The following is a 24766-nucleotide window of genomic DNA, read 5'->3' on the forward strand; positions in this document are numbered from 1 at the left end:
TTCCAGTAATAGCGCTACAACTCACCGTGCACCATATAACCGGTGGGACTCCAGATGTATTTTAGCCAGCTGAGGGCTTCGTCATATTGGACCTCCTGCAGCAGGCGGGCATGGACCATCAGCGGTGTGTAGTAGAACAACTCCCAGAAGTAGAGGGCGTTGGCGCCGTTAAAGTCCATCGGTTCGGTGGACTGGGTCAAGCCATAAACGGATACCAATCCCGGAAAAGTCCCGCCGTTATAACTTGTGTCCAGTCTCCAGCCGTCAGGATTGGTCACGTCAGCACGACTCAAGCGAATGATATGCAAATTACTAGATTTCTGATAACGACCCCGGAGGTATAGATCGTCCGGCGCGTCATAGCCATCATCGATACGAGGAACAAAGAATCTTGTCACAGTGTTTTTTGTGTCGCTCAAGAGTCCTTTACTCAGGGGGAATCGGTCAAGTCCACTGTAAACGGCTGTGTATTCAATGGTAAATTCATGCGACGATCCGTGAATGGAGCTGTCATATTTTCCTAGCTCCAGCGTTACATATGTTCCCTCACCCAATTTAGGTTCCGGTAATAACTGGGTATCCATAGAGAAAATAGCATCCAGACCGGCGCTGGCCTTGCTGATAAGCTGTGTGGCAAACAGCGTGTTCAGACGGGTACGGTAGACAGACTGCTGCATGTATAGCGAACCGCTGGGTGTTTTGTTCAGGGATATGTAGTTTTTTAGATCAATATTCATCCTGGTTAGGATTATGTTCACTGCCACTTCGGCGTAGATGCCAAAAATATTCACGGTATATAAATTGCATGGAATGGTCACGCTCTCTTCCCAAGAAAAGTCATCGGTCACATCCAGTGCTATCTCTGTAAATGCATACCGCATTGTCTTGGTGCGAGAGAAATTCGGAAGTAAATTGCAGCCGTCTTGTGCTGTTATTGCATAGAATGGATTGTCTTTTGTTGTTGCGCTAAAAGTAATATTCTCGGGGCTGAATGAGACGCAGGCTTTTGGGTTACTTGTATATATTGAGAATATAGAGCTGTCATCATTCGGATCTTTATGATGAAATCTAATCTCTTTAAGGCTACGGGCCTTATCAAGGCTGAGCTTACCCTCGGGAACCTTATATGAACGATAATGGATATGGGCTATGTCGTTAAAATATTCGCTCGGCTCGGGTATGGAATAAGTGCTGGCAGTATCAGAGAAATGAAGAACTATTCGAGGGTAACCGGTGGGGGGGCGGTAATCCATATAACTACTGCTGGTATTAATAACTAGCTGGTTGTTTTCAATGGTAATCACTGCGCCAACGTGTTTGTCATCACCTTGATTGGCGTCTACATATTCAAAAGAAATATCATATATGACGAATTGTTCGTTTTCTTTGGAGAAAATATTAAGAATGGAGTCATCATTGGGTTTGGCTTTAATATTTTTTTTATAAGACAAATCTATAATTGGAGATATATTTAAACCAACCCTGCTTCCACTATTGTCAGTAGATGTTGCACTCGAAAAGTCGCCAACCAAATCGTAGTCATTGTTCTCTTCACTGTTGGCGAACGTTAAATCAACCAGATAACGGTCGGTGTAAGTGTTGTTAACCTTTCTTACACTGAGCTTGTCCAGGGTAAAGTAAGTTCTTCTCCTTATGTTGGAAAATTTTTCCGCTTCATTTTCACTCGACATATCCACGTCATGGCGACTCATGTCTGCATGGATGTAGAACCCATTTGCATAAAAGATGCTGGGTATCACATCCTCACTGTCTTTCTCGTAAAAATAAACAATGAGCATGCCGTTCCCTTGATATTCGGAAAAAAACATGCCCACTTCGTTTGTATGTTGGAGGACCCTGTGGATAATGGCGGTGACATCATAGGAGAAAGGTGAACTCCATCCGCCGTCATAATTAATTCTGGATAGCTTCAGCGTATAAACAGATGATGCGGTAGTGCCGTCATTGCTAACCTGGTCCGTTCTTTCTACCCAGCTAATGAGCAAGCGAGAATTGAGCAGCACCGGACGGATAATCATATCCCAGGGGGTAATGGCACAGGTAATTTCACGCCACTCGGACCAGGCATTGGCCGGAAACCCCCCCAGAATGCCCTTGCTGTGGTCCACGCTACGCCAGTAGAACTTTTTAGGCTCTGTTTGGCTGCTGCTGACAAAGTAACTCAACCCCTGATTGACATCGATATTGTCATGATAACCACTGACAACATCCAGGTTGGCTATTTCATCAAAAGCTGTCAGGTAATCAAGCACCCCCAACTCCACTCCATCACTGCTGAGGGTGGATTGTGATATCTGCTGCAGCATTTTATCCAGCATTGCTGTCTGCCCCACACGCAGCGTCGGGTCGACATAATTCTCTGGGTAATAGACCAGTTGCGACACCCCGGCCCAGGTGCTGTACCGGGCATTATAGGTATCCCAGTCCACAAAGAACTGGCGGGTGAGCACGGCGGTATCGGCGTCGGTTTCCTGACCATTTAATGTCCGGTGCACGTAAAGCTGCACCGAGGCGATGGCTTCGGCCAGTCGGGAGGTTTTCACCTGTGCCGAGACCTGATTGTCAATCAGCAGGTGGCTGTACAGCGCCTCACGGCTGCCCAGCGAGATCGCTGACACCTCCCGGATATAGTAGGCGCTGAGCGCGCCGCTCAGTTGCTCATCCAGGCTGCTCTTCACGGCCTCACTCCGCTGGCTGTCCAGACCACCCAGCATCACGTCGCCCAGTGATGACCAAGTGGCATAGGGGGTGGCGCTGTCGTAAGTCAAAGCCATCAGGTCTGCCACGCTGTCCGGCGTGATGTGCAGTGTTGCGGACATCTTCAGCCATTGAATGACCGCATACACGTCATCCCAGTGCGTCAGGGGGGTATTGCCCCGAACTGCCTGCGCCATGGCCTGTTTCACCCGTGTGACTTCATCTTGCAGCGAGTTGGCCAACAGTTCGGCGGAGAGCGTGCCGTTGTTCAGTGCCGTCAGCACATCGTCGACATAGGCACCGGAGCCGTTAATCCAGCGGTGGAATAGTGTCACTTGCTGCAGAATGCCGACATTCAAGCCCAGAGCCGTCATTCCTGGCGATAACAGCGCAGGATCTTTTACCAGCAATGCCAGCTCCTGCTCACTGATATTGACGGTATTGACGATTGCGGACAACTGAGCCAATACCTGAGCGTAGGCAATGATGTTATTGCGCTCGGTCTCGGTCGGGGTCTCTTTTTGTATCTGGCTCCAAAAGCTGTCCACGGTCTGCTCACTGGGCTTGATTTGGTTCGCCCACAGCAGGATGGACTCGGCTAGGCTGCTGGTGTTCAGGTGCAATGATGAGGCAATGAACGGCGCCATGGCGGTTATTAGTGTGTCGCCGTGCAAGCTAGCTTGCTCCCCAAGCCCATTCAGCAGAGTCTGTTGCAGGCTTCCGAGGGCGGGGGTCCAGACCGTGCTGTAAATGTCGGTGGCCATGACAAACAGCTGATACACGCTCCATTTTTGCTGAGCCAGCCACTCGGTAGTGAAATACAGGTACTGAGTCAGCGCTTTCAGGGTCGGCTCATCGATGCCGTACAGCTTGGTTGCGCGGTACGGTGACAGTAATAGAAGGGTATTCAGTTCATCGATGGTCAAGGCATGTGTCTGTGCCAGCAACGCGATGCGGTACAAATCGGACAGGTCGGTCAGGGTGTTGTTGATGCCGGCGGTCGCGGTTCGGCTGCCAATCAGGTGCATCTGATAGAGGCCGGCATCATCCACTTGCCAGGCGCGTTTGAGCACCGCACGGCGGAAGCTGTCGGCAGAATCCAGCTTGCTTGGGTCGACCTCAATAACAGCGCCGCCCAGCGCAAAGGTCTGGCCATTGAGCGGTGGGGTGTTGAACAGCAGGTCGAACTGACTGGACAGTTCAGGGGTAGACTGCGTGCCAATGTCGATACCACAGAACATTAGGGTGCTGTCCAGCGGGATCCCATACTGCTGGGAGAGAAATTTGGCATAGGCGGAGCTGGTCAGGAAAGCTTCGCTGATAACAGTCTGGCTGCCAGTGTGCAGGAGGAAGCGCTCCATATCCGACAGGGAAATGCCGAGTGCTTTATATAGGCGGATTAATTTATTCAGATAGAGCAACGACCTTTTGATGGGGAGGTCGGTGGTGTAAGTAGATACACTGTAATAATAAGTTCCGTTTTCAGGTCTTTCCCTCAAAAAACCTATTTTTAACGGATTCTCATACAAGTGTTCATCAAGCATAGCCAGGGGAACCCGGGTGCGAGTGTTTTTCTGTGGAATTAGATTGAGCTGTTCGAAATAGACATGATCGCTAGAATAACCGGTGGTGTCATGCACTATTCTTAACGTGCTTGCGGCGGGTATGGTTTCTTTTACACTGAATTCGTACTCAAATCCTCCACCCATAAGTGGCACAAGATGGGCGTAGTTAAGCTGGGATCCAGATTTTTCTATAATGGCGATATTTTTCGTCTGCCCATCACTATCAATAGCTACAGAGTCGAGCGTGTTCTTCAGATGAGTGTGGGCAGGCGCCATCAAGGAAGTAAGCGTAGTGATTTCCTTCATCGAGAGGTCATAGTAATGCGCCAAATTACTGACCGACGATAAGTGCTCGACAGAGAGTGTGCCGAAGTTCTTCTGATACAACGTCTCTGTATTATTGTCAGTGATGGCCTCCGTTAATATGTTCAACAGCTCAGGGGGCATGGCCATCACCATCGCCATCAGTAACTGCGGGGGCAACTGTGTGCTGAAGTGCGGCGAGTGTGCCAGCACCGAGAGCCCCGGATCTTGTTGCAGAATACTCTGACGCACGGCTTCGAACGGCGAATGGTATGGCGTATTACCGCTGAGACGGTAGGTAGACAGCGTCTCAGTGACTTGCTCGGGCGACCAGCTGTGATGATTCGCGATGTTGTCCATCAGGATTTCATTGGACAAGGTAAGCGTCGAGACTTCGGTATCCATATTGGCTTGCGACAGCAGTAACTTCCCCAGATCCGGCCGCCGTTTTTTCAGATAATACGCGGATGTATCCTGATGCAAAGGCGAGGCTTCGCGATAGAGTTCGGTCAGATAGGCAGCCGGGGAAAACATGGAGGAAACCGAACCGGGGGCAACGTAGCTTTCGGCTCGTCGCTCAAATGTTCCCGTATATCCCCGCTCTTCCTGGAGAGGGGTCACGCCAAGGTGTGCCAGTTGAGTTAACTGAGGATTGGCCCTGGACAGCAGGCGGGATTCAAAGACGGTATTTTCCTGATGCGCTTTCTTGGCTGAATTAATTAGCGTTTCGGTCTCGGCACGAGTCAACCTGGGGGCCGCCAGGTTGCGTAGTTGCGCGGGCGACAGGGACATGATATCGGCCAGCGTTAGAGCATTGCCGTTATTGCCAACCTTGAGTCTTTTTAGAATTTCGTCATGTGAATCCATGGCAACCTCCCAAAATGCTGCCGATAGTTACTCGCTGACAAGGGCTGCGACACCGTGGCCCTGCGGTGCTACTACAATTAGGCAGAAGCACCTGATGCAATATGAACCGATAGATGCTGCCCGGGAAATGCTCAAGGATTCTGATCGCAAAAAATCAGAAAACTGGGATCCCTGAAGCGACGACCAATCTATGCCCGATGGTGTGCTACAGGGGGGGCAAACTGGATGTTTTGCGACGATCCATCCGAGCGTAGGAAACCATAGAAATTTTGATTTCTACATTGCCAAAAATTATGAAATTCCATGGGCGTCGCAGCGAGGCGGAAACTCCTGCAGTAATCACCGGTTAAGTCATTGCCCATGGTTGATCACTCGTTGGTCTCATTTTAAGGCGAGTGATCTGGTACGGTCCCGACATAGAGTCCGGAGTGAAAAGCCGTAGTTGCTGCATGAGCCTGGTGAACGGCTCAGGCGTTAATCGAAGAATCTGGCATCTTCATTGTGCTTACGCCTGTGCAACTGACTGCCATACCGCAAGGTGTGTCGAGCAGCACTGAATCGATTCTTTCGAATCGGATGTGGGGAGGCCTGACCCTCGCCGCTGGCGTACTGGAGATGGTGGATGGAGCCGCCTTGTGTGGCGCCGGAGCCAACCGGCTCGACGAAGGCCGGCTGCGTGCCGTTAAGCGCGCATGGTTCGGACACGGCGGCAATTGGTCTACGTGAAGCTTGGACGGGGCGGCAAGACCGGTTATTGACGCAAAGAGGTCTCTAACTGTTCAGAATTCGCTTCAACTCTTCAAAAAAGGCTGGAACGGTGTAGCCCAATCCCATAGGGCTGAACCAGCCCCATCTTTGTCCAAAAGCCGATTCGACGGCGGAACCATATTCAGCAAGAAATTGGTCCATTTCCGAGCAGATATGCGCAATTTCCGTGGGGGACGAGGCTTCCTTGTAGCCATGGACTATTTCCTCAATCGTCTCCCCCTCCAAATCATAATCTTGATGAAAGCAACATCCAATAAATTGGTAAAGCCTTGGGTAGGGATCATGATTCATCGACATCAAATATCCAAATAGGCTGTTAGCACAAAATAGAGCATACCGTTGTAGGGGCGCTTTTTAAGCACGACAACCACGTTTTTCCCCTTTACCAAGTCTGTTGCACCACGCACCAGGACGGAGCCAAGAGTGTCGGCAACAGGGCTGTTCAATATCAGCTTGGTATTGCTACTGGGCGACAAAGCCCAAGCATTTACCCGAGTCGCCTCGCGGCGCAGCACAAGGTTTACAGCTTGCTCTGCCGCGTCAAGTGAATGAAATGTCGATACTCGCAAGAATTGGGGGTTTGACCGCAACCTCGACTCGAGAAATGCCCTTGTCTTGCCGACATGCTGTGTGAGCGTATGGCCTCCAAGGCCGCCCAACACTGCCGCCTCATGCCGAGACAGAGAAATCCGCCCAGCGACAATGCTCGATACTCGCGCAGCCTTAATCGCCCCCGCAAACCCGGCCGGCACGGCAAGCTCGACAGTCAAGCCGAGCGCCTTACCTGAGCCGGGTGTCGCACCAAGCTTACTCGCGAGTTCGGCCAGGCCTCTTTGCGTCAATGATCGGGTTTGCCGCCCCGTCCACACTTCCTGCAGACCGGTTGCCGCCGTATCCGAACCGTGGGCGCCAAGCAGTACGCAGCCCGCCTTGGTCAGGCCGGTGGGCTCTGGCACCACGCATAGCGCAGCGCCGCCCACCATTTCCAATACACCCCCCGCTAGGGTAAGGCCGCCCCACATCCTGTTCGAAAGCGTCGACTCCCTGCTGATCGACTCGCCTTGCAGGATCGCTGCCAGCTGCACCGGCGTAAGCACGATGCTGACACCCGAATCTTCGGTCATCCATTCGCCCCATCTGGTGATAGAGCGGTGGAGTGTCACGAAAATGGAGCGGTCTATCTATCAGCGGCGTCCGAATCTGGCTGAGTTGATTCAGCAACGGCGGCGACCCTGATCGGCCTGGCTGCGGAAGCAACTGTCTCGGGAGCCGAATCAGGCGGCATCGTTCGAGTCGCCGGTGGGATTCGCGCTTTCGTTGCGGGGCCTGGAAGACGGGCGGCCTATCATGCGCGTGCGCCCGAAAGCGAGCGCACCGGCAGGGTGCCCGGCCGGGGCTCATGCGGGTACTTTGTCATCCCTTACACTACAACGACTACCCGGGAGCGATATGTCGATTCAAAGATTAGGCCGTTGCAGCATCCTCTTGTTTCTTGCCGCCTTGAGTTCAGGTTGTTCATTGGGCGGCGAGTGCGGATGGAGCCGCAGCAGCTGCATGTATGAAGGCAAGTACGAAGAGGGTGAGGAAGATTACGCGGAAGACGAAGCGAAGCGCTTGAACAAGAACTCATCCGATAGGTTGCGCCGAAGCTCTGGCAATTGATCTGCCTCGCAAGCTCTTCAGACTCGTGAGGTGGCATTCAGAGACTTGCTATCGGCGAGACGGCTGGAATGAGCGAAATCCGGCATGGGTTTCGCTTTTGAGCGGGCATGGGTGGCAGTAGTTGTGCGAGCCGCTGATCATGCGATGCAGCTGGCGGCAAGCGGCGACAGGCCCATCGCTTACGCGGCTTCTGCGGACTGCGGCACGAAGAACCGGTCCTTCAATTCCTGCAACCCAATCCTCTCCAGCATCTCCGTCAGCCGGTCTGCCGCCTTCTTGTGCGGCAAATCCTTGTACTGCGCAATGATCAGCTCATTCTTCATCGAATGCTCCCATCCCACCAGCTCGGTCACGCTGACCTGGTAGCCGTGCGCTTCCAGTTGCAGACAGCGCAGCACATTGGTGATCTGGCTGCCGAATTCACGAGTATGCAGCGGATGCCGCCAAATCTCAGCCAGCGGATCGGCTAGCGCCTTCGCCTTGTTCTTGCGCAGCACCGAAGCCACTTCCGCCTGGCAGCAGGGCACGACGACGATGTACTTGGCCTTCTTTTCCAAGGCGAAGTGAATCGCGTCGTCGGTGGCAGTGTTGCAGGCGTGCAGGGCGGTGACGACATCGATCGTGGCGGGCAGCTTGTCCGACGTGATCGAATCGGCCACGGACAGGTTCAGGAACGACATGCCGCCAAACCCCAGCCGCTTGGCCAGTTCTTCCGACGACTTCACCAGTTCTTCGCGGGTTTCGATGCCGTAGATATGGGAGCCGTTCTTCAGCGCCTCGGGCTGTTCCTTGAAGAACAGGTCGTAGAGGATGAAGCCCAAATACGACTTGCCCGCGCCGTGGTCGGCCAGGGTGACGGCGCCGCGTTGTTGTTGGACGTCTTTGAGCAACGGTTCGATGAACTGGAACAGGTGATAGACCTGTTTCAGCTTGCGGCGGCTGTCCTGGTTCATCTTGCCGTCGCGGGTCAGGATGTGCAGGGCCTTGAGCAGTTCAATCGACTGGCCGGGGCGGATGTCGTGGTTTTTTTCGGACATGGGGTAAGGCAATGCGCCCCGCGATGGGCGGGGCGCATGAGTAGGCGGAAAGCGTCAGTTTAACGAAAACGCCGCCGACGCTGGCAAACCGGGAAAACCAGCCGCGGACTGTGCTGTATCTTGCGATCCCGGTTATCCGGCATCCGAGTAACATGCCCGATGCGATTGGAGCATGTCATGCATTTCTGAAAGCGCCTGCCCGTCAGGGCAGGCGTAGGGAGAGTCGTCAAATGTTCAGCCATATCACTGTCGGAACGCGTGATCTTGAACGCGCGGGCCGTTTTTATGACGCGGTGCTGCTTCCGCTCGGATTGAAGCGTCGGGTTGTCACGCCGGATGGCGGGCCCTTGGCGCTTTGCTGGGTGACCGGTCAGGCGCTGCTGCCGCGCTTCTATGTCTACATGCCCTACGATGGCGAGCCAGCGACGGTGGGCAATGGCAGCATGGTCGCGTTTCTGGCTCCTACGCAGGAAGCCGTGAGCACGGCCCACGCGGGCGGTCTGGCGCAGGGCGGTACGGACGAAGGCGCGCCGGGAGCGCGTCCTCATTATGGTGACGGCTACTTCGGCGCATATCTGCGCGATCCTGACGGCAACAAGGTCCATATCGTTCATCGCGGGGACCTCCCGCTGTAACGCTGGATATGTCCTGGCATCCCTGGAGAAACGCAAATGCTCGTGAGTCAGCTTGCTCTTGTGTACGGCACCTATCTGATTGCCACCGCCAGTCCCGGACCCAGCAACATGGCGATCATGGCAACGGCGATGCGTCACGGCCGCCTGCCGGCCCTTGCGCTGGCGGCGGGCGTCATTACGGGCTCGTTGTTCTGGGCGACGCTGGCGGCGACCGGGATTTCCGCCGTGCTGGCGGCTTCCGCCCAGGCGCTTTACGTCATGAAGATGGTGGGCGGCGTCTATCTGCTCTACCTGGCGTTCCGCACCGGCAGGTCGGCGCTGAAGCGAGGCACCGGCTTCGCGAACGTGGATACGGGCCGAGCGACGCCGCGCTACCGGGTGCTCTACCGCCAGGGCGTGCTCATGCATATCGGCAACCCCAAGGCGGTGCTGGCCTGGATGGCGATCATGTCGCTGGGGCTGGGGGAGAGCGCGTCGGACGGCACCTTGCCCGCGATCATCGGCGGTTGTGCGTTGCTCGGCGTCATGGTGTTCGGCGGCTATGCGATCGCCTTCTCGACCGCGCCGATGATCGCCCTGTACGTCAGGCTGCGGCGTTGGATCGAAGGGACGGTGGCCGTGGTGTTTGGCGTTGCGGGCGTCAAGCTGCTGACCTGGCAGCGTTGATAGGACGGCTTGTCATCGCCGGCCAGTGTCAGCGATGACAAGCCGCAAGCATAGCGTCCGGCACGCAAGCGGCCGGACGCCGCAGGATCAAGCCTTCGGAAAAACCGGCTCGCCCAGATTCAACATCAAGCGATTCGCCCAAGCGAAGATCGCATCCGAATGCAGCAGATCCAGGATCTCGCCTTCATTCAAGCCCGCATCCTTCAAAGCCTGGATGCTGTCCGAATTCACCGCGGCAGGCGCTTCGGTGATCTGGATCGAGAACTTGCCGATGGCGAGTTCACGCGCCGTGGTGCCGGCGGTGGCGGGATCCTCGAACACCTGCGCAATGACCTCGTTGCGCTTGGCCAGCTGTTCGAAACGCTGGGCATGCACGGACGCGCAGTACACGCAGCCGTTGATACGCGACACGTAGGTCGAACCCAGTTCGCGTTCTGCACGCGACAGTCCACCCGGCGCATACATGATGGCGTTGAAGGCCGTGGAGCGCTGGCGCAGGATTTCCGGCTGATGCACCAGGAACAGGTAGTAGTCCGAGACCTTGGCCTTGGGGTGGCTTTCTTCCAGGACGGCGACTTGTTCGGGCGTGGCGGTTTCGACGTTGACGACGTCGAGCCAGGCCTTCCATTCCAGCGATTCGTTGGTGAAGCCGTGGGCCTTGATCACCGCGCCGGGCGCGGTGGCGGCGGTGTTGGCGGGGAAGGGCGCGGGCGGGGTGGCTGCGGCGCGTTCGGGCTGGCCTTCCAGGGCCTTCATGGCTTCCAGGCCGGCGACCAAGCGGACCTGGTAGGACAGGAAGGCGACTAGCTGGGACAGCGTGACCACGGCGGGCGTGGAGACGCCAGCGGCCGGCAGGGTCTTGAGCGCGGCTTCGTCGCCTTCGACGGGCTTCTCGATCAGCTTGCGCGTGAATTCCAGGATGGCGGCCAGGCGCGGGGTGGCGGCGTCTGACGGCTTGCCGGATTCGGCGACGGCGATGTCGGCCGGGGTGGCGCCGGCGTCGGCCAGGCGGGCGCGGTAGTGCGCGGCCAATAGCGGCGACGGGGTGATGCGGGTGGCGTACAGCGCGACCAGCAGGCGCTCGGCCAGGGTCAGGCCGGGCAGCGCGGGGTCGAACAGGGCGTCGTAGCTGCCTTGGGTGGCGGCGGCGACCTTCTCGCGGACGTGGCGCACTTCGTAGGTCTTGGCGCCCGGGGCCAGGCCGATCAGGCGGTCGACGAGGTCGTCCGTGACGTTGTAGACGATGGGTTCAGCCATGCGGATCTCCTTGATGCTTTACTTGGCGGCGCGGGCTTGGACCGCGGCGTCCAGAAACTGCTTCACGCCTTCCCAGGATTCCTGGTCGGCGCGGGCGTTGTCCTTGGGGTTGCCGCCGCTGGTGCTGATCTTGCCGGACACGGGGTGGGCGTAGACGAGCTGGGTGGTGGGCACGTAGGGGAACAGGATGGAGTGCCCGCCGTTCTCGTAGTCCAGCCACTCGACCGGGTAGGGGTGGTTCACCTGGGCCAGCTTGTCCTGCACCATCTTGGAATAGATGCTGGACGGCCAGGAGCCGTCGTCGGTGCCGGACAGCAGCATGACCGGGCCCTGGATGTCCTCGACCTTGATGCGGGCGCGGGCCACGGCGTCGGGGTCTTGCAGGGCGGTGAGGATAGCTTTCTCGTGGCGGTGCGGCGAGGGGCCTTCGTCGAAGGGCGCCCAGGTGGCGGTGCGGTTGTTTTCCCAGACGTGGGGGATGGGCTTGCCGCCCAGCAGCCACGTGGGGCCTTCGCGGCCGATCTTGGGATCGCAGGCGTTCTGGCCGCTGTGGACCACGGCGCCGGGCACGTAGGCGACGACGGCCGAGACTTCCTCGGGGAAGGTGGCGCCCAAGAGCAGCACCAGCTCGCCGCCGCGCGACTGGCCGCTGATGGCGACGAAATCGTGCTTGGGTTGCACCTTCTTGCGCAGCCAGCGCAGGCCGGTCTGGAAGTATTCCAGCGGGGTGTTGGAGATGTAGTCCGACAGGCCCGGCGCCTTGAAGTAGGCCAGCGCGAAGGCGGCATAGCCGCGCGAGGCATACAGCGCCGCGCGCGGTTCGTTGATGCCGCCGCCGGAGCCATTCAGGATCATGACGGCGGGGTGCGGGCCGGGGCCGGGCGGCAAGTAGAGCGTGCCGACCAGGCCTTCCTCGCGCACGTCCTGGCGCGTCACGCCATCGGACGCCAGGCGCTGGGTGAAGCTGGCCTGGGCCTGGGCGCCGGCGGCGCGCGCCACCACGTCGGTGACCAGGGCGTCGGTTACCGGGTGGTTGAAGTGTTCGCGGCTGGACGAGTCCACGGGGGACTGCGACCAGACCAGGCCCATGGGCGCCACGCCGGCGTAGTCGCCGGACACCGGCGCGTCGCGGCCCAGGTCGACCGTGCCGTCGGCCCCCGCCACGAAGGCGGCCTGACTTTGCCAGAGCACGCCGTTGCGGCGGGTCAGGGCGGTGATCTCCACCGTCTGGCCGGGGGCGACGTGTTCGACCCGGATCTGGCGCGGCACGTCGATCAGGTCGTCGGCCGGGGTGATGGTAAGGGTGGGCGTCATGGCTTTACTTGCCCGACTCTTTCGTCACCATCATGGCGGCCGTGCGGTCGCTGGTCATGGGGGTGACCTTCAGGCCCTTCTTGGTGGCCCAGATGTTCTTGTAGTGGAACAGCGGGATGATGGCCACGTCGTCGGACACGATCTTGACGGAGTCGCGCAGGACCGCTTCACGCTTGGCCACGTCGAATTCCGAGGTGGATTGCTCCAGCGCAGCGTCGACCTTGGGGTTGCTGTAGCGGCCCCAGTTGGACGCGCCCAGGCCCTTCTTGGCGTCGGCGGTGGCCAGGATGTTGACCAGCGCGTAGCTGCCTTCGCCGGTGCCGTTGCCCCAGGCCAGCATGCTGACCGCGAATTCGTTCTTGTTGGCGCGGCCCGAGTACACGGCCCATGGCACCACTTCCACCTGGGTCTTGACGCCGGCGCGGGTCCAGAACTGCGCCACGGCCTGGGCGGTTTCCGGGCCTTGCGGGTAGCGGTCGTTGGGCACGTGCATCGTCAGCTTGAAGCCGTCCGGGTAGCCGGCTTCGGCCAGCAGCTTCTTGGCCTGGGCGACGTCGTTGGGGATGTCCTTGACGTCGGGGTTGTAGCCGATGGTGCCCTTGGGCATCCACTGGTTGGCTTCGGTAGCGGCGCCTTGCAGGATGCGGTCGGCGATGGCCTTGCGGTTGATGGCCAGGTTCAGCGCCTGGCGCACGCGCACGTCCAAGAGCGGGTTCTTGTCCAGCGGCTTGCCGTTGTTGTCGGTGATGTACTGGTTGGGCGCGGGGTTGAAGCTGGGCTGCAGGATCATGACGCGCAGGCCGTCGTAGGGGTAGACGGACACGTTGGCGGCTTTTTGCAGCTTGGCCAGGTCGGACACCGAGACCTTGTCGATCACGTCCACGTCGCCGGCCAGCAGCGCGGCGGTGCGGGCGGCGGCGTTGTTGATGTAGCGGTAGTTGACCTTGTCCCAGATCTGCTTGTCGCCCCAGTAGCCGTCGTTGCGTTCCATGATGACGCGGTCGCCGGGAGTGTAGGAGACGAACTTGTAGGGGCCGGTGCCGACCATGGCCTTGCCCGAGTTGTAGTCCTCGGTGGTGGACTTTTCACCGACGTGCTTGCTGACCACGTGCACCGAGGCCAGGTTTAGCGGCAGGTCGGGGTTGGGGGCCTTGGTCGTGACGATCAGGGTCAGCGGATCCTTGGCGGTCATCGTGTCGATGGTGCGCAGGTAGCCGGCATAGGTGGCCACGCTGCCCGGCACGGCGCGCGCGCGGGTGTAGGAGTAGATCAGGTCGTCGGCGGTGAAGGGCGTGCCGTCCTGCCACTTGACGCCTTCGCGCAGCTTGAATTCCCAGGTCTTGTCGTCCAGCGGCTTCCAGCTCACCGCCAGGCCGGGCTGCAGCTTGTTCCACTTGTTCTCGATCAGCAGGTCCCAGAAGTGCAGGGCCACCGAGCGGTCGCCGGCGTGGTTGTTCAGCTGCGGGTCCAGCGACGACAGCGGGTCGGCGAAGCCGATGGACAGGTCGTCCGCGCTGGCGGCGGCGGAAGCGCCGAGGATGGCGGCGGTCAGGGTAGTGAGAATCAGGCGTTTCATGTTCGGAGTCCTTGGTATAGGGGGAACTAGCGGTTAATCCGGGAGCCGCGGCGCGGCGGCCGTGGTCACGCCATGTCGTTCAGGTGACAGGCGCTCAGGTGGTTGATGGCGATTCCCTTCAGCGTGGGAACCTCGGTCTTGCAGCGCGGCATCGCATGCGGGCAGCGCGGATGGAAATGGCAGCCGCCGGGCGGATTCAGCGGGCTGGGGATCTCGCCCTTGATCGCGGTGAAGGTCTTGTGGCGCGACTTCAGGCTGGGGATCTCGGCCAGCAGGGCCTGCGTGTACGGGTGGTTGGGGTGGCGGAAGACTTCTTCCACCGTGGCCGTTTCCACGACGCGGCCCAGGTACATGATCACGACGCGGTCGGACAAGTGCTCGACCACGCCCAGGTCATGGCTGATGAAGAGATAGGTCAAGCCCAGGTCTTCGCGCAGGTCCATGAACAGGTTGAGGATCTGCGCCTGGATCGACACGTCCAGCGCGGCCACGGCCTCGTCGCACACCAGCATGGTGGGCTGCACGGCCAAGGCGCGGGCGATGCCGATGCGCTGGCGCTGGCCGCCGCTGAACTGGTGCGGATAGCGCTGGCGCAGGGCCGGGTCCAGCCCGGCGCGTTCCAGCTGGGCGCTGACGTAGTCGTCGAAGTCGCCGTTGCCGACCAGGCCGTGGATGCGGGCCGCTTCGCCCACGATCTCGTCCACGCGCAGGCGCGGGTTGAGGCTGGCGTAGGGGTCCTGGAAGATCATCTGCACTTGCAGGCGCGCGGCATGGGCCTGGGCCGAGTTCATGTCGGCCGGGCGCACGCCGTTGATGCGGATCTCGCCGCCGGAGGGTGTCAAGAGGCCCGCGGCGATGCGGCCCAGCGTGGACTTGCCGCAGCCGGACTCGCCGACCAGGCCGACCACTTCGCCGGGGTTGACGATCAGGTCCACGTTGTCGACGGCGCGGGTCACGGCGGGCGGCTTGGACAGGCCCAGGCGCTGCATGGCGCGTGTCGCGGGGCCGGTGGGGCGTTCGCCGAAGCGCTTGCTGACCTGGTTCAGGGCGATCAGCGGGGTTGGGGCAGTCGTACTCATGCCATCGCCTCGCTGGTCTGGATCGTGGGGTGGAAGCAGCGCACTTTGTGTTCGGGCAAGGCCTGGGTGATGCCGGGCTGCTGGCCGCAGGCGGCGGTGGCGCGCGAGCAGCGCGCCGCGAAGGCACAGCCCGCGGGCAGGGTGAGCAGGTTGGGCGTCATGCCGGGAATCTGGCGCAGGCGCTGGCCGCGGCGGTTGTTGCTGGGCAGGCTGTCGATCAGGCCCACGGTGTAGGGGTGCTGGGGGCGGTCCAGCACGTCGTCGACGGTGCCGTGCTCGACGATGCGGCCGGCGTACATCACCGCCACGTCGTCGGCCAGGCCAGCCACCACCGACAGGTCGTGGGTGATCCAGATCAGGCTGGTGCCGTGCTGCTGCGCGAGCTTCTGCACTTCGGACAGGATCTGGGCCTGGATGGTGACGTCCAGCGCGGTGGTGGGTTCGTCGGCGATGATCAGGTCGGGCCGGTGCAACATGGCAATCGCGATGGCCACGCGCTGGCGCATGCCGCCGGACAGCTGATGCGGGTAGGCCAGCAGCCGTTCTTCGGGGCTGGGGATGCCCATCATGCCCAGCGTGTCGCGCGACAAGGCGCGGGCCTGGGCCACGCTCATCTTGTTGTGGGCGCGCACGGTCTCGATCATTTGCGCGTCCACCCGCAGCACGGGGTTCAGCGTCATCATCGGATCCTGGAAGATCATGGCGATGCGGTTGCCCTGCAGCTTGCGTAGTTCGCGCGGCGCCAGCTTGGTCAGGTCGCGGCCCTGGAACAGCACTTCGCCGCCGACGATGCGGCCCGGGGCGTCGACCAGGCCCATGATGGAGAAGCCCGTGACGGACTTGCCCGAGCCGGACTCGCCGACCAGGCCCAGGATCTTGCCGCGTTCCAGCGTGAAGGAAACGTCGTCCACGGCGGGCAGCACGCCCGCGCGGGTATGAAAGTGGGTGCGCAGGTTGCGCACCTCCAGCGTCGGCGCGCCGGCAGTATGGCGGTCGGCGCTCATTTGTGGGTCCTCGGATTCAACACGTCGCGCAGGCGGTCGCCCACCAGGTTGATCGCCACGATGGTGATCAAGAGCGCGATGCCGGGATAGAAGCTGATCCAGTATTCGCCGGACAGCATGGTCTGGAAGCCGTTGGAGATCAGCAGCCCCAGCGACGGTTCGGTCACGGGCACGCCCAGGCCCAGGAAGCTCAAGGTGGCTTCCAGCGTGATGGCGCGCGCGATCTGCAGGGTGCCGATGACGATCAGCGGCGGCAGGCAGTTGGGCAGGATGTGCTTCAACATGATGCGCCAGTTGGGGATGTCCAGGCAGCGGGCCGCTTCCACATATTCGCGGCGGCGCTCGACCAGGGCCTGGCCGCGCGCGGTGCGTGCGTAGTAGGCCCATTCCAGGATCACCAGCGTCAGCACCACGTTGCCCACGCCCTTGCCCAGGTAGGCCAGGATCATCATGGCCACCAGGATGGACGGGAACGACAGGATCAGGTCGACCAGGCGCATGATGATCGCGTCGGTCTTGCCGCCGGCGTAGGCGGCCAACAGACCCAGCAGCGTGCCGACGATGCCGGCGATGAGCGCCGAGCCCACGCCCACGATCAGGCTGATGCGCAGGCCGTACAGGATGCCGGACAGCAGGTCGCGGCCCTGGCCGTCGGTGCCCAGCCAGTAGTGGAAGGTGTCCAGGCCGTTCATGCTGCCCGGCGGCAGGCGCGCGTCCAGCACGTCGATCTGCAGCAGGTCATAGGGATTCTGCGGCGCGATCCAGGGCGCCAGGACGGCGGCCAGGATCAGCAAGGTGGCGACGGCCAGGCCCAGCACCGCCGTCTTCGACGACATGAACTCGGCCAGGTTGCGCCGCCACGGCGATTCGCGGCGCAGCGCGGGGGTAGGTGTAGATACGGCGCTCATGCCGAGGCCTCCAGCCGCACCCGCGGGTCCAGCACTTTATAGAGAATGTCCACGATCAGGTTCAGCGTCACGAACAGGCACACCACCACGATCAGGTAGGCGACGATGACGGGGCGGTCCAGCGCGTTCAGGCTGTCCAGGATCAGCTTGCCGGCGCCGGGCCAGGCGAAGATGCTTTCCGTGACCACGGCGAAGGCGATGGTGGAGCCCAGCTCCAGGCCCAGCACCGTCACCAGCGGAATCATGGTGTTGCGCAGCACGTGCACACAGACCACGCGCATGGGCGACAGGCCCTTGGCGCGGGCGAACTTCACGAAGTCCAGCGGCAGCACGTCGCGCACGCCGGCGCGGGTCAGACGGATCACCAGGGATATCTTGAACAGCGACAGGTTGAACGCCGGCAGGATCAGGTGGCGCCAGCCGTCGGCCGTCAGCCAGGACCACTGGAAGCCCAGGAACTCCACGGTTTCGCCGCGGCCGCTGGCCGGCAGCCAGCCCAGCGACACGCTGAAGGTCATGATCAGCATCAGCGCGATCCAGAACGTCGGCAGCGAGAAGCCGACGATGCTGCCCGCCATGATCAGCTTGGCGAAGCGGCTGTCGGGATACAGGCCGGCGTACAGGCCCAGCGGCAGGCCCACCACCACGGCCAGCATCATCGCGGCGATGGCCAGTTCGAAGGTGGCCGGCAGGCGCTGGATCACCAGTTCCACGGCGGGGATGTTGTAGACGAAGCTATTGCCCAGATTGCCGTGCAGGGCGCCGTTCAGGAACGCCAGGTATTGCTCCCACAGCGGCTTGTCCAAGCCCAGTTCGGCGATGATGCGGGCGCGGTCCACCTGGTCCACGTCCTGGCCGATCAGGATGTCCACCGGATTGCCGATGGCGTGCAGGCCCACAAAGACGATCAGCGTCATCAACAGGACCACTACCGCGGCTTGCGCCACGCGGCGCAGCAACCAGCCTGTCATTGCGCCGTCTCCGCTTGGGGAGCCGGGGCCGGCGTCCATTCGTCGCCGAACACCTCGGGTTCAGAGAACGCTTCCATATTGGCGTAGTGCGTTTCCACGTCCTCGCGGTAGAACAGGCCGGCGATGCCTTGCGCCAGGCGCTTGGCGCCTTCGCTGATGGCCGGGATGTCGCCCGAGATCGTGCCCTGCGTCAGCGCCGCGGGGTAGGAGAAGCAATGCACGCGGTCCAGGCCGGGACAGGCGCCCGGGGTCTTTTCCTGCAATTCGAACACCGCGCCCAGATCGGGCGAGTCATGCAATTCCTGGTCCTCTTCGCCGGCCGGCGGCACGTAACGGTCGCCCCAGGCGCGCACATGCGGCGCCAGCGCGGCGAACTCCGGACGCACGGTCCAGTCGATGCGGAAACCGGTGGAGAAGATCAGGAAGTCCAGCACGAACACGCCCTTGGGCGTGGTGACGTGGATCTCGTCGCCCACCAGCACCAGGTCCTGCACGCCCGCACCCAGGTTGAAGCGGGCGTTGGGGTGGCGCGAGACGCGCAGCGTGCTGCCGCGCGGCGGCGGCACCTGGGCCGCGTTGATGTAGTGGCGGATCTTCCACTTCCATTCGTCGGGCAGGGTCAGGTGACCATGGGTCAGGCCGGGGTTGCCCGCGCCCTTGCCCTTGTTGATGCGGGGGATGTCGTTGCGGCGGATCAGCAGATCGACGCTGGCGGCGCCGGCTTCCAGCGCGGTGCCGGCGCTGTCCATGGCCGAGGCGCCCGCGCCCACCACGCCCACGCGCTTGCCGGCCAGGGTGTTGTAGTCCATCACGTCGGACGAATGCGCCCAGCGGTTGCGCGGCAGCTTCTTTGCAAAATCAGGCACATAGGCGCCGCCCAGACCGTCGCGGCCGGTCGCCAGCACCACGCGGCGCGCCAGCACCGTGCTGCGTCCGGCGGGGGATTCGATGTCCAGCTGCACCAGCTGGTCGGCGCGCGGCAGCACGGCCAGGATGCGGTGCTCGTTACGCACGTCCAGGTCCAGCGCGCGGCGGTACCAGCGCAGGTAGTCCATCCATTGCAGGCGCGGGATCTTGTCCAGCGCTTCCCATTCTTCGGCGCCGAACTGCGCCTCGAACCAGGCGCGGAAGGTCAGCGCCGGCAGGCCCAGCGCGGGGCCGGTCAGTTGCTTGGGCGAGCGCAGGGTTTCCATGCGGGCCGTGGTGGCCCAGGGGCCTTCATAGCCTTCGGGCGCCTGATCGAAGATCGGGGCGTTGATGCCCAGGTGCTTGAGCGAGGCGGCGGCGGCCAGGCCGGCCATGCCGCCACCGATCACGGCCACGTCCAGCACCGGCTGGCCGTCGACGAGGCGGGGCGTGACCCAGTTCTTGGCGGGGATTTCCAGCCAGGACAGGTCTTGCCGCAAGCGCGCTTCCAGCGCGGCCAGACCTTGCGGCGGGGTGGCTAGGGGCTGATTCATATAGCAGGGGATTCCGTAAGAGGGGCGTCGTCGCCATAGATCGACTGCAGCAGCGCCGAATGCTCGGCGGCGTCGTGCAGGGCGAAGCCGGGCAGCAGGGTCGCGGCGGCTTGGGCGAGCGCGTCGACCATGGCCTGGCAGGCTGGCGTCGGCGTTTGCGACTGCGGGGTGATGACCCCGAAGAAAAAGGGGATGTCCAGGTCGATGGGACGGATCGCCACGCCCGGCATGGGGGCGCCGTAGGCGGTGATCGGTTCCAGCACCGACACGCCCAGTCCGGCGCGCACGGCGGCCAGGGCGTTGACGGACGAATTGGTTTCCATGGTACCCAGCGCCTGGGCGTTCTGCGCCAGCGCGGCGTCGAGGCGGCGGCGCAGCCGGTAGGGGTTGGCCATCGTGATCAGGCGGCGCCCGGCCAGCGCGGCTACCGGCACCACGGCGTGCTGGGCCAACGGATCGTTTTCCGTCAACGCGACCACACAGGGGGCTTGCCCGATCCAGTGCACCGTCAGGCCGCGATGTTCCAGCGGCAGGCTGGTCGCGCCCAGTTGCGCGGTGCCCGACAGCACGGCATGCACCACGCGTTCGGGCGAGGCGCTGCGCAGCTGGATGCGAGCGGCGCCGATGCGGCCCTCGATGCGCTTGAGCGCGTCGGGCACCAGTCCCGCCGCCAGGGCGGAGGTGGCGGCCATCAGCAGCGGCTGCGCCTGACCTCGGGCAATTTCATCGGCGCGGCTGCGGATCTGCTGCATGCCCGCCAGCGCGCGCTCGACGTCGTCATACAGCAGGAAGCCCTGCTCGGTGGGCGTCACGCGCGGGCCGCTGCGCGCAAACAAGGGATAGCCGATCTCGGCTTCCAGTTCCTGCAACAACCGGCTGATCGCCGGCTGGGAGCGTCCCAACAGCCGGCCGGCAGCAGTGACGCTGCCCGTGGACATGACGGCCGCAAAGGCCTCGAGTTGACGAAGTTCCATCTGGTTTGATCTATGCCAAGGACGAATTCTTGCCCGGCAAGTATGCGCTTTGCAAATAATTAAAGAGCATAAGTAAATTCCCTGATGGGGTTTTCATCAGGGAATTTCATAACTTTCAGTTATTTCAAGGGCTTGCGGCGGTCGCCTGATCTTGCAGGCTTGATGGGCGGCGGCGGCGCTTGGCCGCGCAAAGACAAAAGCCCGCTGGAGATGGCGGGCTTCTCGTGCTTCAGTGGGCTGGCTTCAGGCTTCAGGCTTCAGGCTTCAGGCTTCAGGAATACCCGCGCCCCTCGCGGCGGTAATACAGATAGCGTTCGATTTCCGCCTGTTCCACCGCCGGTTCCAGCGAGCGCCATCTGACGACGTATCCGCGATGCGCTGGCGGCATCCAGCCCAATACGGAGTACATCGTGACTTCGGTCTGGCCAGTATTGAATTCGGTCTCGAAGAATCCCTGGCGATCCGGCGGCTCGCTGCCGCAAATCCAGCTGGAATCTGGCATGGCGCTCTCCCGTACCGCTTCAATCCTACGCGCCGGTCCAGGAAATGGCATACGTTCTAGCCCCGATGCGGGCTGCGGCTGCCTTGTGTTAGAAACACGGATGGGGCTCTTGCGGCACGATTGCCGTGATCTTTGCGAACCTTTGCAGTTCGATTTGGCGGATGCCGGTAGTATTCGCCCATCGAACCTCAGGAGCCCGTCATGCACAGTCAGCAACCCGCGCCCGAGCCGAACAAGCGCCGCTGGCCTTTCGGCTACGGCGAAGAAGAATAGGGCGCTCGCGCTACCCGATGCGCGAAATCCGGTCGCCGGGGCCGGAAAGCTCGTGATAGATGTCGTCCAGGTATTCCGCCAATTCGTCGGCGGACACTTCCGGGGGAATGGCCAAGTCCGTAGCCGGGACGCGCTTTCCCGCATCGGAACGGTAAACGGCCCACGCTGCGCCCACACGCTGGATGTCCAGTTGAAATCTGCCGTAGATGTCGAATTTCATGGGCGTCCTGAAAAAATCATGACCAGGTCAATGCCAACTCGGCGGCCACGCTGCGTGTAAGACTCAGCAGTGCTTGCGCGGCCGGGCTGAGCGTCTCGCCGCCGCGCGTCAGCACTTCCAGGCTGCGGACGGCGCTTTGGTCGGCCAGAGGCACGACCGCCAATTTTGCGCTTGTCGTGACCGCCAGGGCGGGCAGGATGGTTACGCCAAAACCCTGTTCGACGAAGGTCAGCAAGGAAGTGGTGTTGCGCACCGTCAGCAGCGAGGCCTCCACCAAGGCGGCGACTTCCGGAGAATTGAAGCGGGCGCACAAGCCATTCGCAATGAACTCCGCAGCATCGATATCGCTCCAGCGCACCTCGCGTCGCAGTTTGGTCAGGCCATGTTCGGCCGGACACACCAGCACGAAACGGTCTTCGAACAAGGGCTCGGTCACGATGCCGGGCAAGGGCGCCGGCAGCGTGGCAATGCCGAAATCAACCTCTCCGTCGGCCACCGCCTTGCCCACCGCGGCCGAGTCTATGTCGCGCAAATCCACCCGCACCTGCGGATACCGCCGGCGCATCGTGCCGATGACCTGTGGCATCAGCCGGATGGCCGCCGAGGGCACCGCGGCTACCTTGGCGGTTCCGAGCGCGCCGCTGGCATAGCGGACCATATGGGCCACGGCCGAATCGAATTCGGCAATGGCGCGCTGCGCCTGCGCGCGGACATAGAGGCCCAGCGGAGACAGGCGGATCTTGCGCTCGCCTTCGAACAGGGGGCCGCCTAGCTCCGATTCCAGCTGCTTCAGGGTCATGGATAGCGCCGCGGGCGTGCGGCCCACCCGATCGCCCGCCTGGGCCAGTTCACCGGCATCGACCACGGCCATGAACATGCGCAAATGCTCTAGTTTCATATTTAAGAAAAAATGAAATAAAACGAAGTTATTTTAGTTTGACTGAATTATGGCCGGAAATCTACAGTACCGCTCACTGCCAATCTAGGAAGCAAGCAATGAGCGCAAGCGCCTTACGCGTCGACGGGCTGCAATACAGCAACTGGTCCGAAAAGATATTCCGCCAACTGCGTGAAGGCGGTGTGGACGCAGTCCACGTCACCATCGCCTATCACGAGAACCTGCGCGAGATGATCCACAACATCGAACGCTGGAACCGGTGGTTCGAGCGCTTTCCGGACCTGATCGTTCAGGCCCGCAGCGGCGACGACGTCAGGCGCGCCCGCGAGTCCGGCCGTACCGCGATCATTTTCGGGCTGCAGAACCCATCGCCCATCGAAGACGATATCGGCCTGGTCGAGGTGGTGCACGCGCTGGGCGTGCGCTTCATGCAGCTGACTTATAACAACCAGTCCCTGCTGGCTTCGGGTTGCTATGAAGCGGTCGACAGCGGCGTCACGCGCATGGGCCGCGAAGTGATCAAGGAAATGAATCGGGTCGGTCTGGTCATCGACATGAGCCACTCGGGCGAACGCTCCACGCTGGAAGCGATAGAACTGTCCGAGCGGCCCATCACTATCAGCCACGCCAATCCGCATGCCTGGGCGCAGGCGCTGCGCAACAAGTCGGACACGGTGCTCAAGGCGCTGGCCGGCGCGGGCGGCATGTTCGGTTTTTCGCTGTACCCGCATCATCTCAAGAACAAATCGGATTGTTCGCTGGACGATTTCTGCGCCATGGTGGCGCGCACGGCGGACCTGGTGGGGGTGGAGCATCTGGGCCTGGGCTCGGACCTGTGCCAGGACCAGCCGGACTCGGTGGTGCAGTGGATGCGCACGGGCCGCTACACCAAGAACATCGATTATGGCGAAGGCTCGGCCGCGCAGCCGGGGTTTCCGCCGCAGCCGCACTGGTTCCAGGACAGCCGCGATTTCCAGAACATCGAGCAAGGCTTGCGCGCGACCGGGTTTTCATCGGACGACGTGGCGCTGCTGATGGGCGGGAATTGGATGCGCTTTTTCGACCAGGGCTTCGGCCCGCAAGCCTCTTCCATCCGCCATCCCTGACCGGACTTAATCTCGGAGCACTTATATGAAGAACGCCATTCGCATCCTTGCGTGCGCCACGCTGGCGCTGGGCGCCGTCTGCAACGCCAGCGCGCAGGACTTTCCCAGTAAAAGCATACAGATCATCGTGCCGTTCCCGCCGGGCGGGGTGGCCGACCTGGTCGTGCGCACGGTCGCGCAAAAGCTGGGGCAGGACGTCAAGCAGCCAGTGCTGGTGGTGAACAAGCCCGGCGCCAGCGGCATCATCGGGGCCGAGTTCGTGGCCCGCGCGCCGGCGGACGGCTATACGCTGCTGTTGGCCAACCTGCCGATCATGTCGATCAACGAATTGCAGTACAGCAGCCTGCCGTACTCCGCCACGCGGGACTTCGCGCCCGTGATCCTGCTGGCCGACCAACCCTACATCATCGCCACCGGCAACGCCGTGCCCGCCAAGACGATGAAGGAGTTCATCGCCTATGCAAAGGACAAGCCGGATACGCTGACCTTCGGCTCGGCGTCCAGTTCCACCTTTCTGGCAGGCGAACTGTTCAAGCAGCGCGCCGGTATCCGCATGGCCCACATTCCCTACAAGGGCAGCGCGCCCGCCATCAACGATCTCTTGGGCGGACATATCAGCCTGATCCTGGATCCGGTGATTACCTTGCTGCCCCACGTCCAGGCCGGCAAGCTGCGGGCCTTGGCGGTCACGTCGTCCGAGCGGATAGATTCCGCGCCGGACATACCCAGCTACAAGGAAGTCGGCCTGGCGGACATGGACATCACGTCCTGGCAAGGCATCGTCGCACCGGCCGGCACGCCCGAGGCGGTGGTGAAGAAGCTCAACCAGGACTTCAATCGCGCATTGCAGTCGCCCGAAGTGGCCTCGCGCCTGAAAGAGCAGGGCGTCAGCACCAAGGGCGGTTCGGCCCAGGCCTTCACCGACTTCGTCGCGGCCGAGAACAAGCGTTGGGCGACGCTGGCCAAGCAGGTCAACTTCCTGCCCGGCAGCCTCTGAGGAACG

Annotated in this window: 20 protein-coding genes; 4 read left to right on the top strand and 16 right to left on the bottom strand. The window is 61.4% G+C overall.

Annotated features, from left to right (window positions below; all coding sequences use genetic code 11):
• Nucleotides 1–14: 14 nt before the first annotated feature.
• From WBB14_RS06235 to WBB14_RS06250, 4 genes are all read right to left on the bottom strand, one after another.
• Nucleotides 15–5453 carry a neuraminidase-like domain-containing protein gene (locus tag WBB14_RS06235; RefSeq protein WP_424239059.1) on the bottom strand — a complete coding sequence of 1813 codons (5439 nt, stop codon included), beginning with the start codon at nucleotides 5451–5453 and terminating at the stop codon, nucleotides 15–17.
• A 771-nt stretch (nucleotides 5454–6224) separates the two neighbouring features.
• Complete coding sequence (locus WBB14_RS06240; protein ID WP_424239060.1) at nucleotides 6225–6518, bottom strand: contact-dependent growth inhibition system immunity protein; 294 nt, start codon at nucleotides 6516–6518, stop codon at nucleotides 6225–6227.
• On the bottom strand, nucleotides 6518–7345 hold the full coding sequence (locus WBB14_RS06245; protein WP_424239061.1) for an RNase A-like domain-containing protein: 828 nt from the start codon (nucleotides 7343–7345) through the stop codon (nucleotides 6518–6520). The genes WBB14_RS06240 and WBB14_RS06245 overlap by 1 nt, the downstream gene beginning before the upstream one ends.
• Before the next feature lie 717 nt (nucleotides 7346–8062).
• On the bottom strand, nucleotides 8063–8920 hold the full coding sequence (locus WBB14_RS06250; RefSeq protein ID WP_424239062.1) for a class I SAM-dependent methyltransferase: 858 nt from the start codon (nucleotides 8918–8920) through the stop codon (nucleotides 8063–8065).
• Nucleotides 8921–9150: 230 nt separating this feature from the next.
• Here WBB14_RS06250 and WBB14_RS06255 point away from each other — a divergent pair, with 230 nt between their 5' ends.
• Together WBB14_RS06255 and WBB14_RS06260 are read left to right on the top strand one after the other, a co-directional pair.
• Entirely contained in the window at nucleotides 9151–9555 is a 405-nt protein-coding gene (locus WBB14_RS06255; protein ID WP_424239063.1) for a VOC family protein, read from the top strand.
• A gap of 36 nt (nucleotides 9556–9591) precedes the next feature.
• Nucleotides 9592–10221, top strand: coding sequence for a LysE family translocator (locus tag WBB14_RS06260; RefSeq protein WP_424239064.1), 630 nt, complete (start codon nucleotides 9592–9594; stop codon nucleotides 10219–10221).
• A gap of 87 nt (nucleotides 10222–10308) precedes the next feature.
• Here the strand turns inward: WBB14_RS06260 and WBB14_RS06265 are convergent, their stop codons facing one another.
• The 12 genes from WBB14_RS06265 to WBB14_RS06320 all read right to left on the bottom strand — a co-directional run bounded on the left by WBB14_RS06265 (nucleotide 10309) and on the right by WBB14_RS06320 (nucleotide 22657).
• On the bottom strand, nucleotides 10309–11478 hold the full coding sequence (locus WBB14_RS06265; RefSeq protein ID WP_424239065.1) for a CMD domain protein: 1170 nt from the start codon (nucleotides 11476–11478) through the stop codon (nucleotides 10309–10311).
• Nucleotides 11479–11496: 18 nt separating this feature from the next.
• Nucleotides 11497–12792 carry an acyl-CoA thioesterase/bile acid-CoA:amino acid N-acyltransferase family protein gene (locus WBB14_RS06270; RefSeq protein ID WP_424239066.1) on the bottom strand — a complete coding sequence of 432 codons (1296 nt, stop codon included), beginning with the start codon at nucleotides 12790–12792 and terminating at the stop codon, nucleotides 11497–11499.
• Between the two features lie 4 nt (nucleotides 12793–12796).
• Nucleotides 12797–14368, bottom strand: a complete 1572-nt coding sequence (locus WBB14_RS06275; protein WP_424239067.1) for an ABC transporter substrate-binding protein — start codon at nucleotides 14366–14368, stop codon at nucleotides 12797–12799.
• A gap of 65 nt (nucleotides 14369–14433) precedes the next feature.
• Nucleotides 14434–15447 (bottom strand): ABC transporter ATP-binding protein, encoded by a 1014-nt coding sequence (locus WBB14_RS06280; protein WP_207464182.1) that lies wholly within the window; start codon nucleotides 15445–15447, stop codon nucleotides 14434–14436.
• A complete protein-coding gene (locus WBB14_RS06285; RefSeq protein ID WP_332015359.1) occupies nucleotides 15444–16451 on the bottom strand; it encodes an ABC transporter ATP-binding protein in 1008 nt (335 codons plus the stop codon). The genes WBB14_RS06280 and WBB14_RS06285 overlap by 4 nt, the downstream gene beginning before the upstream one ends.
• On the bottom strand, nucleotides 16448–17359 hold the full coding sequence (locus WBB14_RS06290; RefSeq protein ID WP_424239068.1) for an ABC transporter permease: 912 nt from the start codon (nucleotides 17357–17359) through the stop codon (nucleotides 16448–16450). Before WBB14_RS06290 ends, WBB14_RS06285 begins: the two co-directional genes overlap by 4 nt.
• Complete coding sequence (locus WBB14_RS06295) at nucleotides 17356–18330, bottom strand: ABC transporter permease (protein WP_424239069.1); 975 nt, start codon at nucleotides 18328–18330, stop codon at nucleotides 17356–17358. The genes WBB14_RS06290 and WBB14_RS06295 overlap by 4 nt, the downstream gene beginning before the upstream one ends.
• Nucleotides 18327–19790, bottom strand: coding sequence for a SidA/IucD/PvdA family monooxygenase (locus WBB14_RS06300; RefSeq protein ID WP_424239070.1), 1464 nt, complete (start codon nucleotides 19788–19790; stop codon nucleotides 18327–18329). The genes WBB14_RS06295 and WBB14_RS06300 overlap by 4 nt, the downstream gene beginning before the upstream one ends.
• On the bottom strand, nucleotides 19787–20764 hold the full coding sequence (locus tag WBB14_RS06305) for a LysR family transcriptional regulator (RefSeq protein WP_424239071.1): 978 nt from the start codon (nucleotides 20762–20764) through the stop codon (nucleotides 19787–19789). The genes WBB14_RS06300 and WBB14_RS06305 overlap by 4 nt, the downstream gene beginning before the upstream one ends.
• Nucleotides 20765–21035: 271 nt before the next feature.
• Nucleotides 21036–21266 carry a hypothetical protein gene (locus WBB14_RS06310; RefSeq protein WP_424239072.1) on the bottom strand — a complete coding sequence of 77 codons (231 nt, stop codon included), beginning with the start codon at nucleotides 21264–21266 and terminating at the stop codon, nucleotides 21036–21038.
• 283 nt (nucleotides 21267–21549) lie between these two features.
• Nucleotides 21550–21759 carry a DUF7661 family protein gene (locus WBB14_RS06315; protein WP_424239073.1) on the bottom strand — a complete coding sequence of 70 codons (210 nt, stop codon included), beginning with the start codon at nucleotides 21757–21759 and terminating at the stop codon, nucleotides 21550–21552.
• A gap of 16 nt (nucleotides 21760–21775) precedes the next feature.
• Complete coding sequence (locus tag WBB14_RS06320; protein WP_424239074.1) at nucleotides 21776–22657, bottom strand: LysR family transcriptional regulator; 882 nt, start codon at nucleotides 22655–22657, stop codon at nucleotides 21776–21778.
• Nucleotides 22658–22755: 98 nt separating this feature from the next.
• Here WBB14_RS06320 and WBB14_RS06325 point away from each other — a divergent pair, with 98 nt between their 5' ends.
• Both WBB14_RS06325 and WBB14_RS06330 read left to right on the top strand, forming a co-directional pair.
• Nucleotides 22756–23763, top strand: coding sequence for a membrane dipeptidase (locus WBB14_RS06325; protein WP_424239075.1), 1008 nt, complete (start codon nucleotides 22756–22758; stop codon nucleotides 23761–23763).
• 25 nt (nucleotides 23764–23788) lie between these two features.
• The gene (locus WBB14_RS06330; RefSeq protein WP_424239076.1) at nucleotides 23789–24760 is read left to right on the top strand and encodes a Bug family tripartite tricarboxylate transporter substrate binding protein; all 972 of its coding nucleotides are present in this window, start codon (nucleotides 23789–23791) and stop codon (nucleotides 24758–24760) included.
• Nucleotides 24761–24766: the final 6 nt, after the last annotated feature.

The organism is Achromobacter sp., assembly GCF_049647645.1.
GTDB lineage: Bacteria > Pseudomonadota > Gammaproteobacteria > Burkholderiales > Burkholderiaceae_B > Achromobacter.

Coding starts and splice junctions, on each gene's coding strand:
- WBB14_RS06235 (WP_424239059.1), bottom strand. CDS start 5,453: ATGGATTCACATGACGAAATTCTAAAAAGACTCAAGGTTGGCAATAAC.
- WBB14_RS06240 (WP_424239060.1), bottom strand. CDS start 6,518: ATGTCGATGAATCATGATCCCTACCCAAGGCTTTACCAATTTATTGGA.
- WBB14_RS06245 (WP_424239061.1), bottom strand. CDS start 7,345: ATGACCGAAGATTCGGGTGTCAGCATCGTGCTTACGCCGGTGCAGCTG.
- WBB14_RS06250 (WP_424239062.1), bottom strand. CDS start 8,920: ATGTCCGAAAAAAACCACGACATCCGCCCCGGCCAGTCGATTGAACTG.
- WBB14_RS06255 (WP_424239063.1), top strand. CDS start 9,151: ATGTTCAGCCATATCACTGTCGGAACGCGTGATCTTGAACGCGCGGGC.
- WBB14_RS06260 (WP_424239064.1), top strand. CDS start 9,592: ATGCTCGTGAGTCAGCTTGCTCTTGTGTACGGCACCTATCTGATTGCC.
- WBB14_RS06265 (WP_424239065.1), bottom strand. CDS start 11,478: ATGGCTGAACCCATCGTCTACAACGTCACGGACGACCTCGTCGACCGC.
- WBB14_RS06270 (WP_424239066.1), bottom strand. CDS start 12,792: ATGACGCCCACCCTTACCATCACCCCGGCCGACGACCTGATCGACGTG.
- WBB14_RS06275 (WP_424239067.1), bottom strand. CDS start 14,368: ATGAAACGCCTGATTCTCACTACCCTGACCGCCGCCATCCTCGGCGCT.
- WBB14_RS06280 (WP_207464182.1), bottom strand. CDS start 15,447: ATGAGTACGACTGCCCCAACCCCGCTGATCGCCCTGAACCAGGTCAGC.
- WBB14_RS06285 (WP_332015359.1), bottom strand. CDS start 16,451: ATGAGCGCCGACCGCCATACTGCCGGCGCGCCGACGCTGGAGGTGCGC.
- WBB14_RS06290 (WP_424239068.1), bottom strand. CDS start 17,359: ATGAGCGCCGTATCTACACCTACCCCCGCGCTGCGCCGCGAATCGCCG.
- WBB14_RS06295 (WP_424239069.1), bottom strand. CDS start 18,330: ATGACAGGCTGGTTGCTGCGCCGCGTGGCGCAAGCCGCGGTAGTGGTC.
- WBB14_RS06300 (WP_424239070.1), bottom strand. CDS start 19,790: ATGAATCAGCCCCTAGCCACCCCGCCGCAAGGTCTGGCCGCGCTGGAA.
- WBB14_RS06305 (WP_424239071.1), bottom strand. CDS start 20,764: ATGGAACTTCGTCAACTCGAGGCCTTTGCGGCCGTCATGTCCACGGGC.
- WBB14_RS06310 (WP_424239072.1), bottom strand. CDS start 21,266: ATGCCAGATTCCAGCTGGATTTGCGGCAGCGAGCCGCCGGATCGCCAG.
- WBB14_RS06315 (WP_424239073.1), bottom strand. CDS start 21,759: ATGAAATTCGACATCTACGGCAGATTTCAACTGGACATCCAGCGTGTG.
- WBB14_RS06320 (WP_424239074.1), bottom strand. CDS start 22,657: ATGAAACTAGAGCATTTGCGCATGTTCATGGCCGTGGTCGATGCCGGT.
- WBB14_RS06325 (WP_424239075.1), top strand. CDS start 22,756: ATGAGCGCAAGCGCCTTACGCGTCGACGGGCTGCAATACAGCAACTGG.
- WBB14_RS06330 (WP_424239076.1), top strand. CDS start 23,789: ATGAAGAACGCCATTCGCATCCTTGCGTGCGCCACGCTGGCGCTGGGC.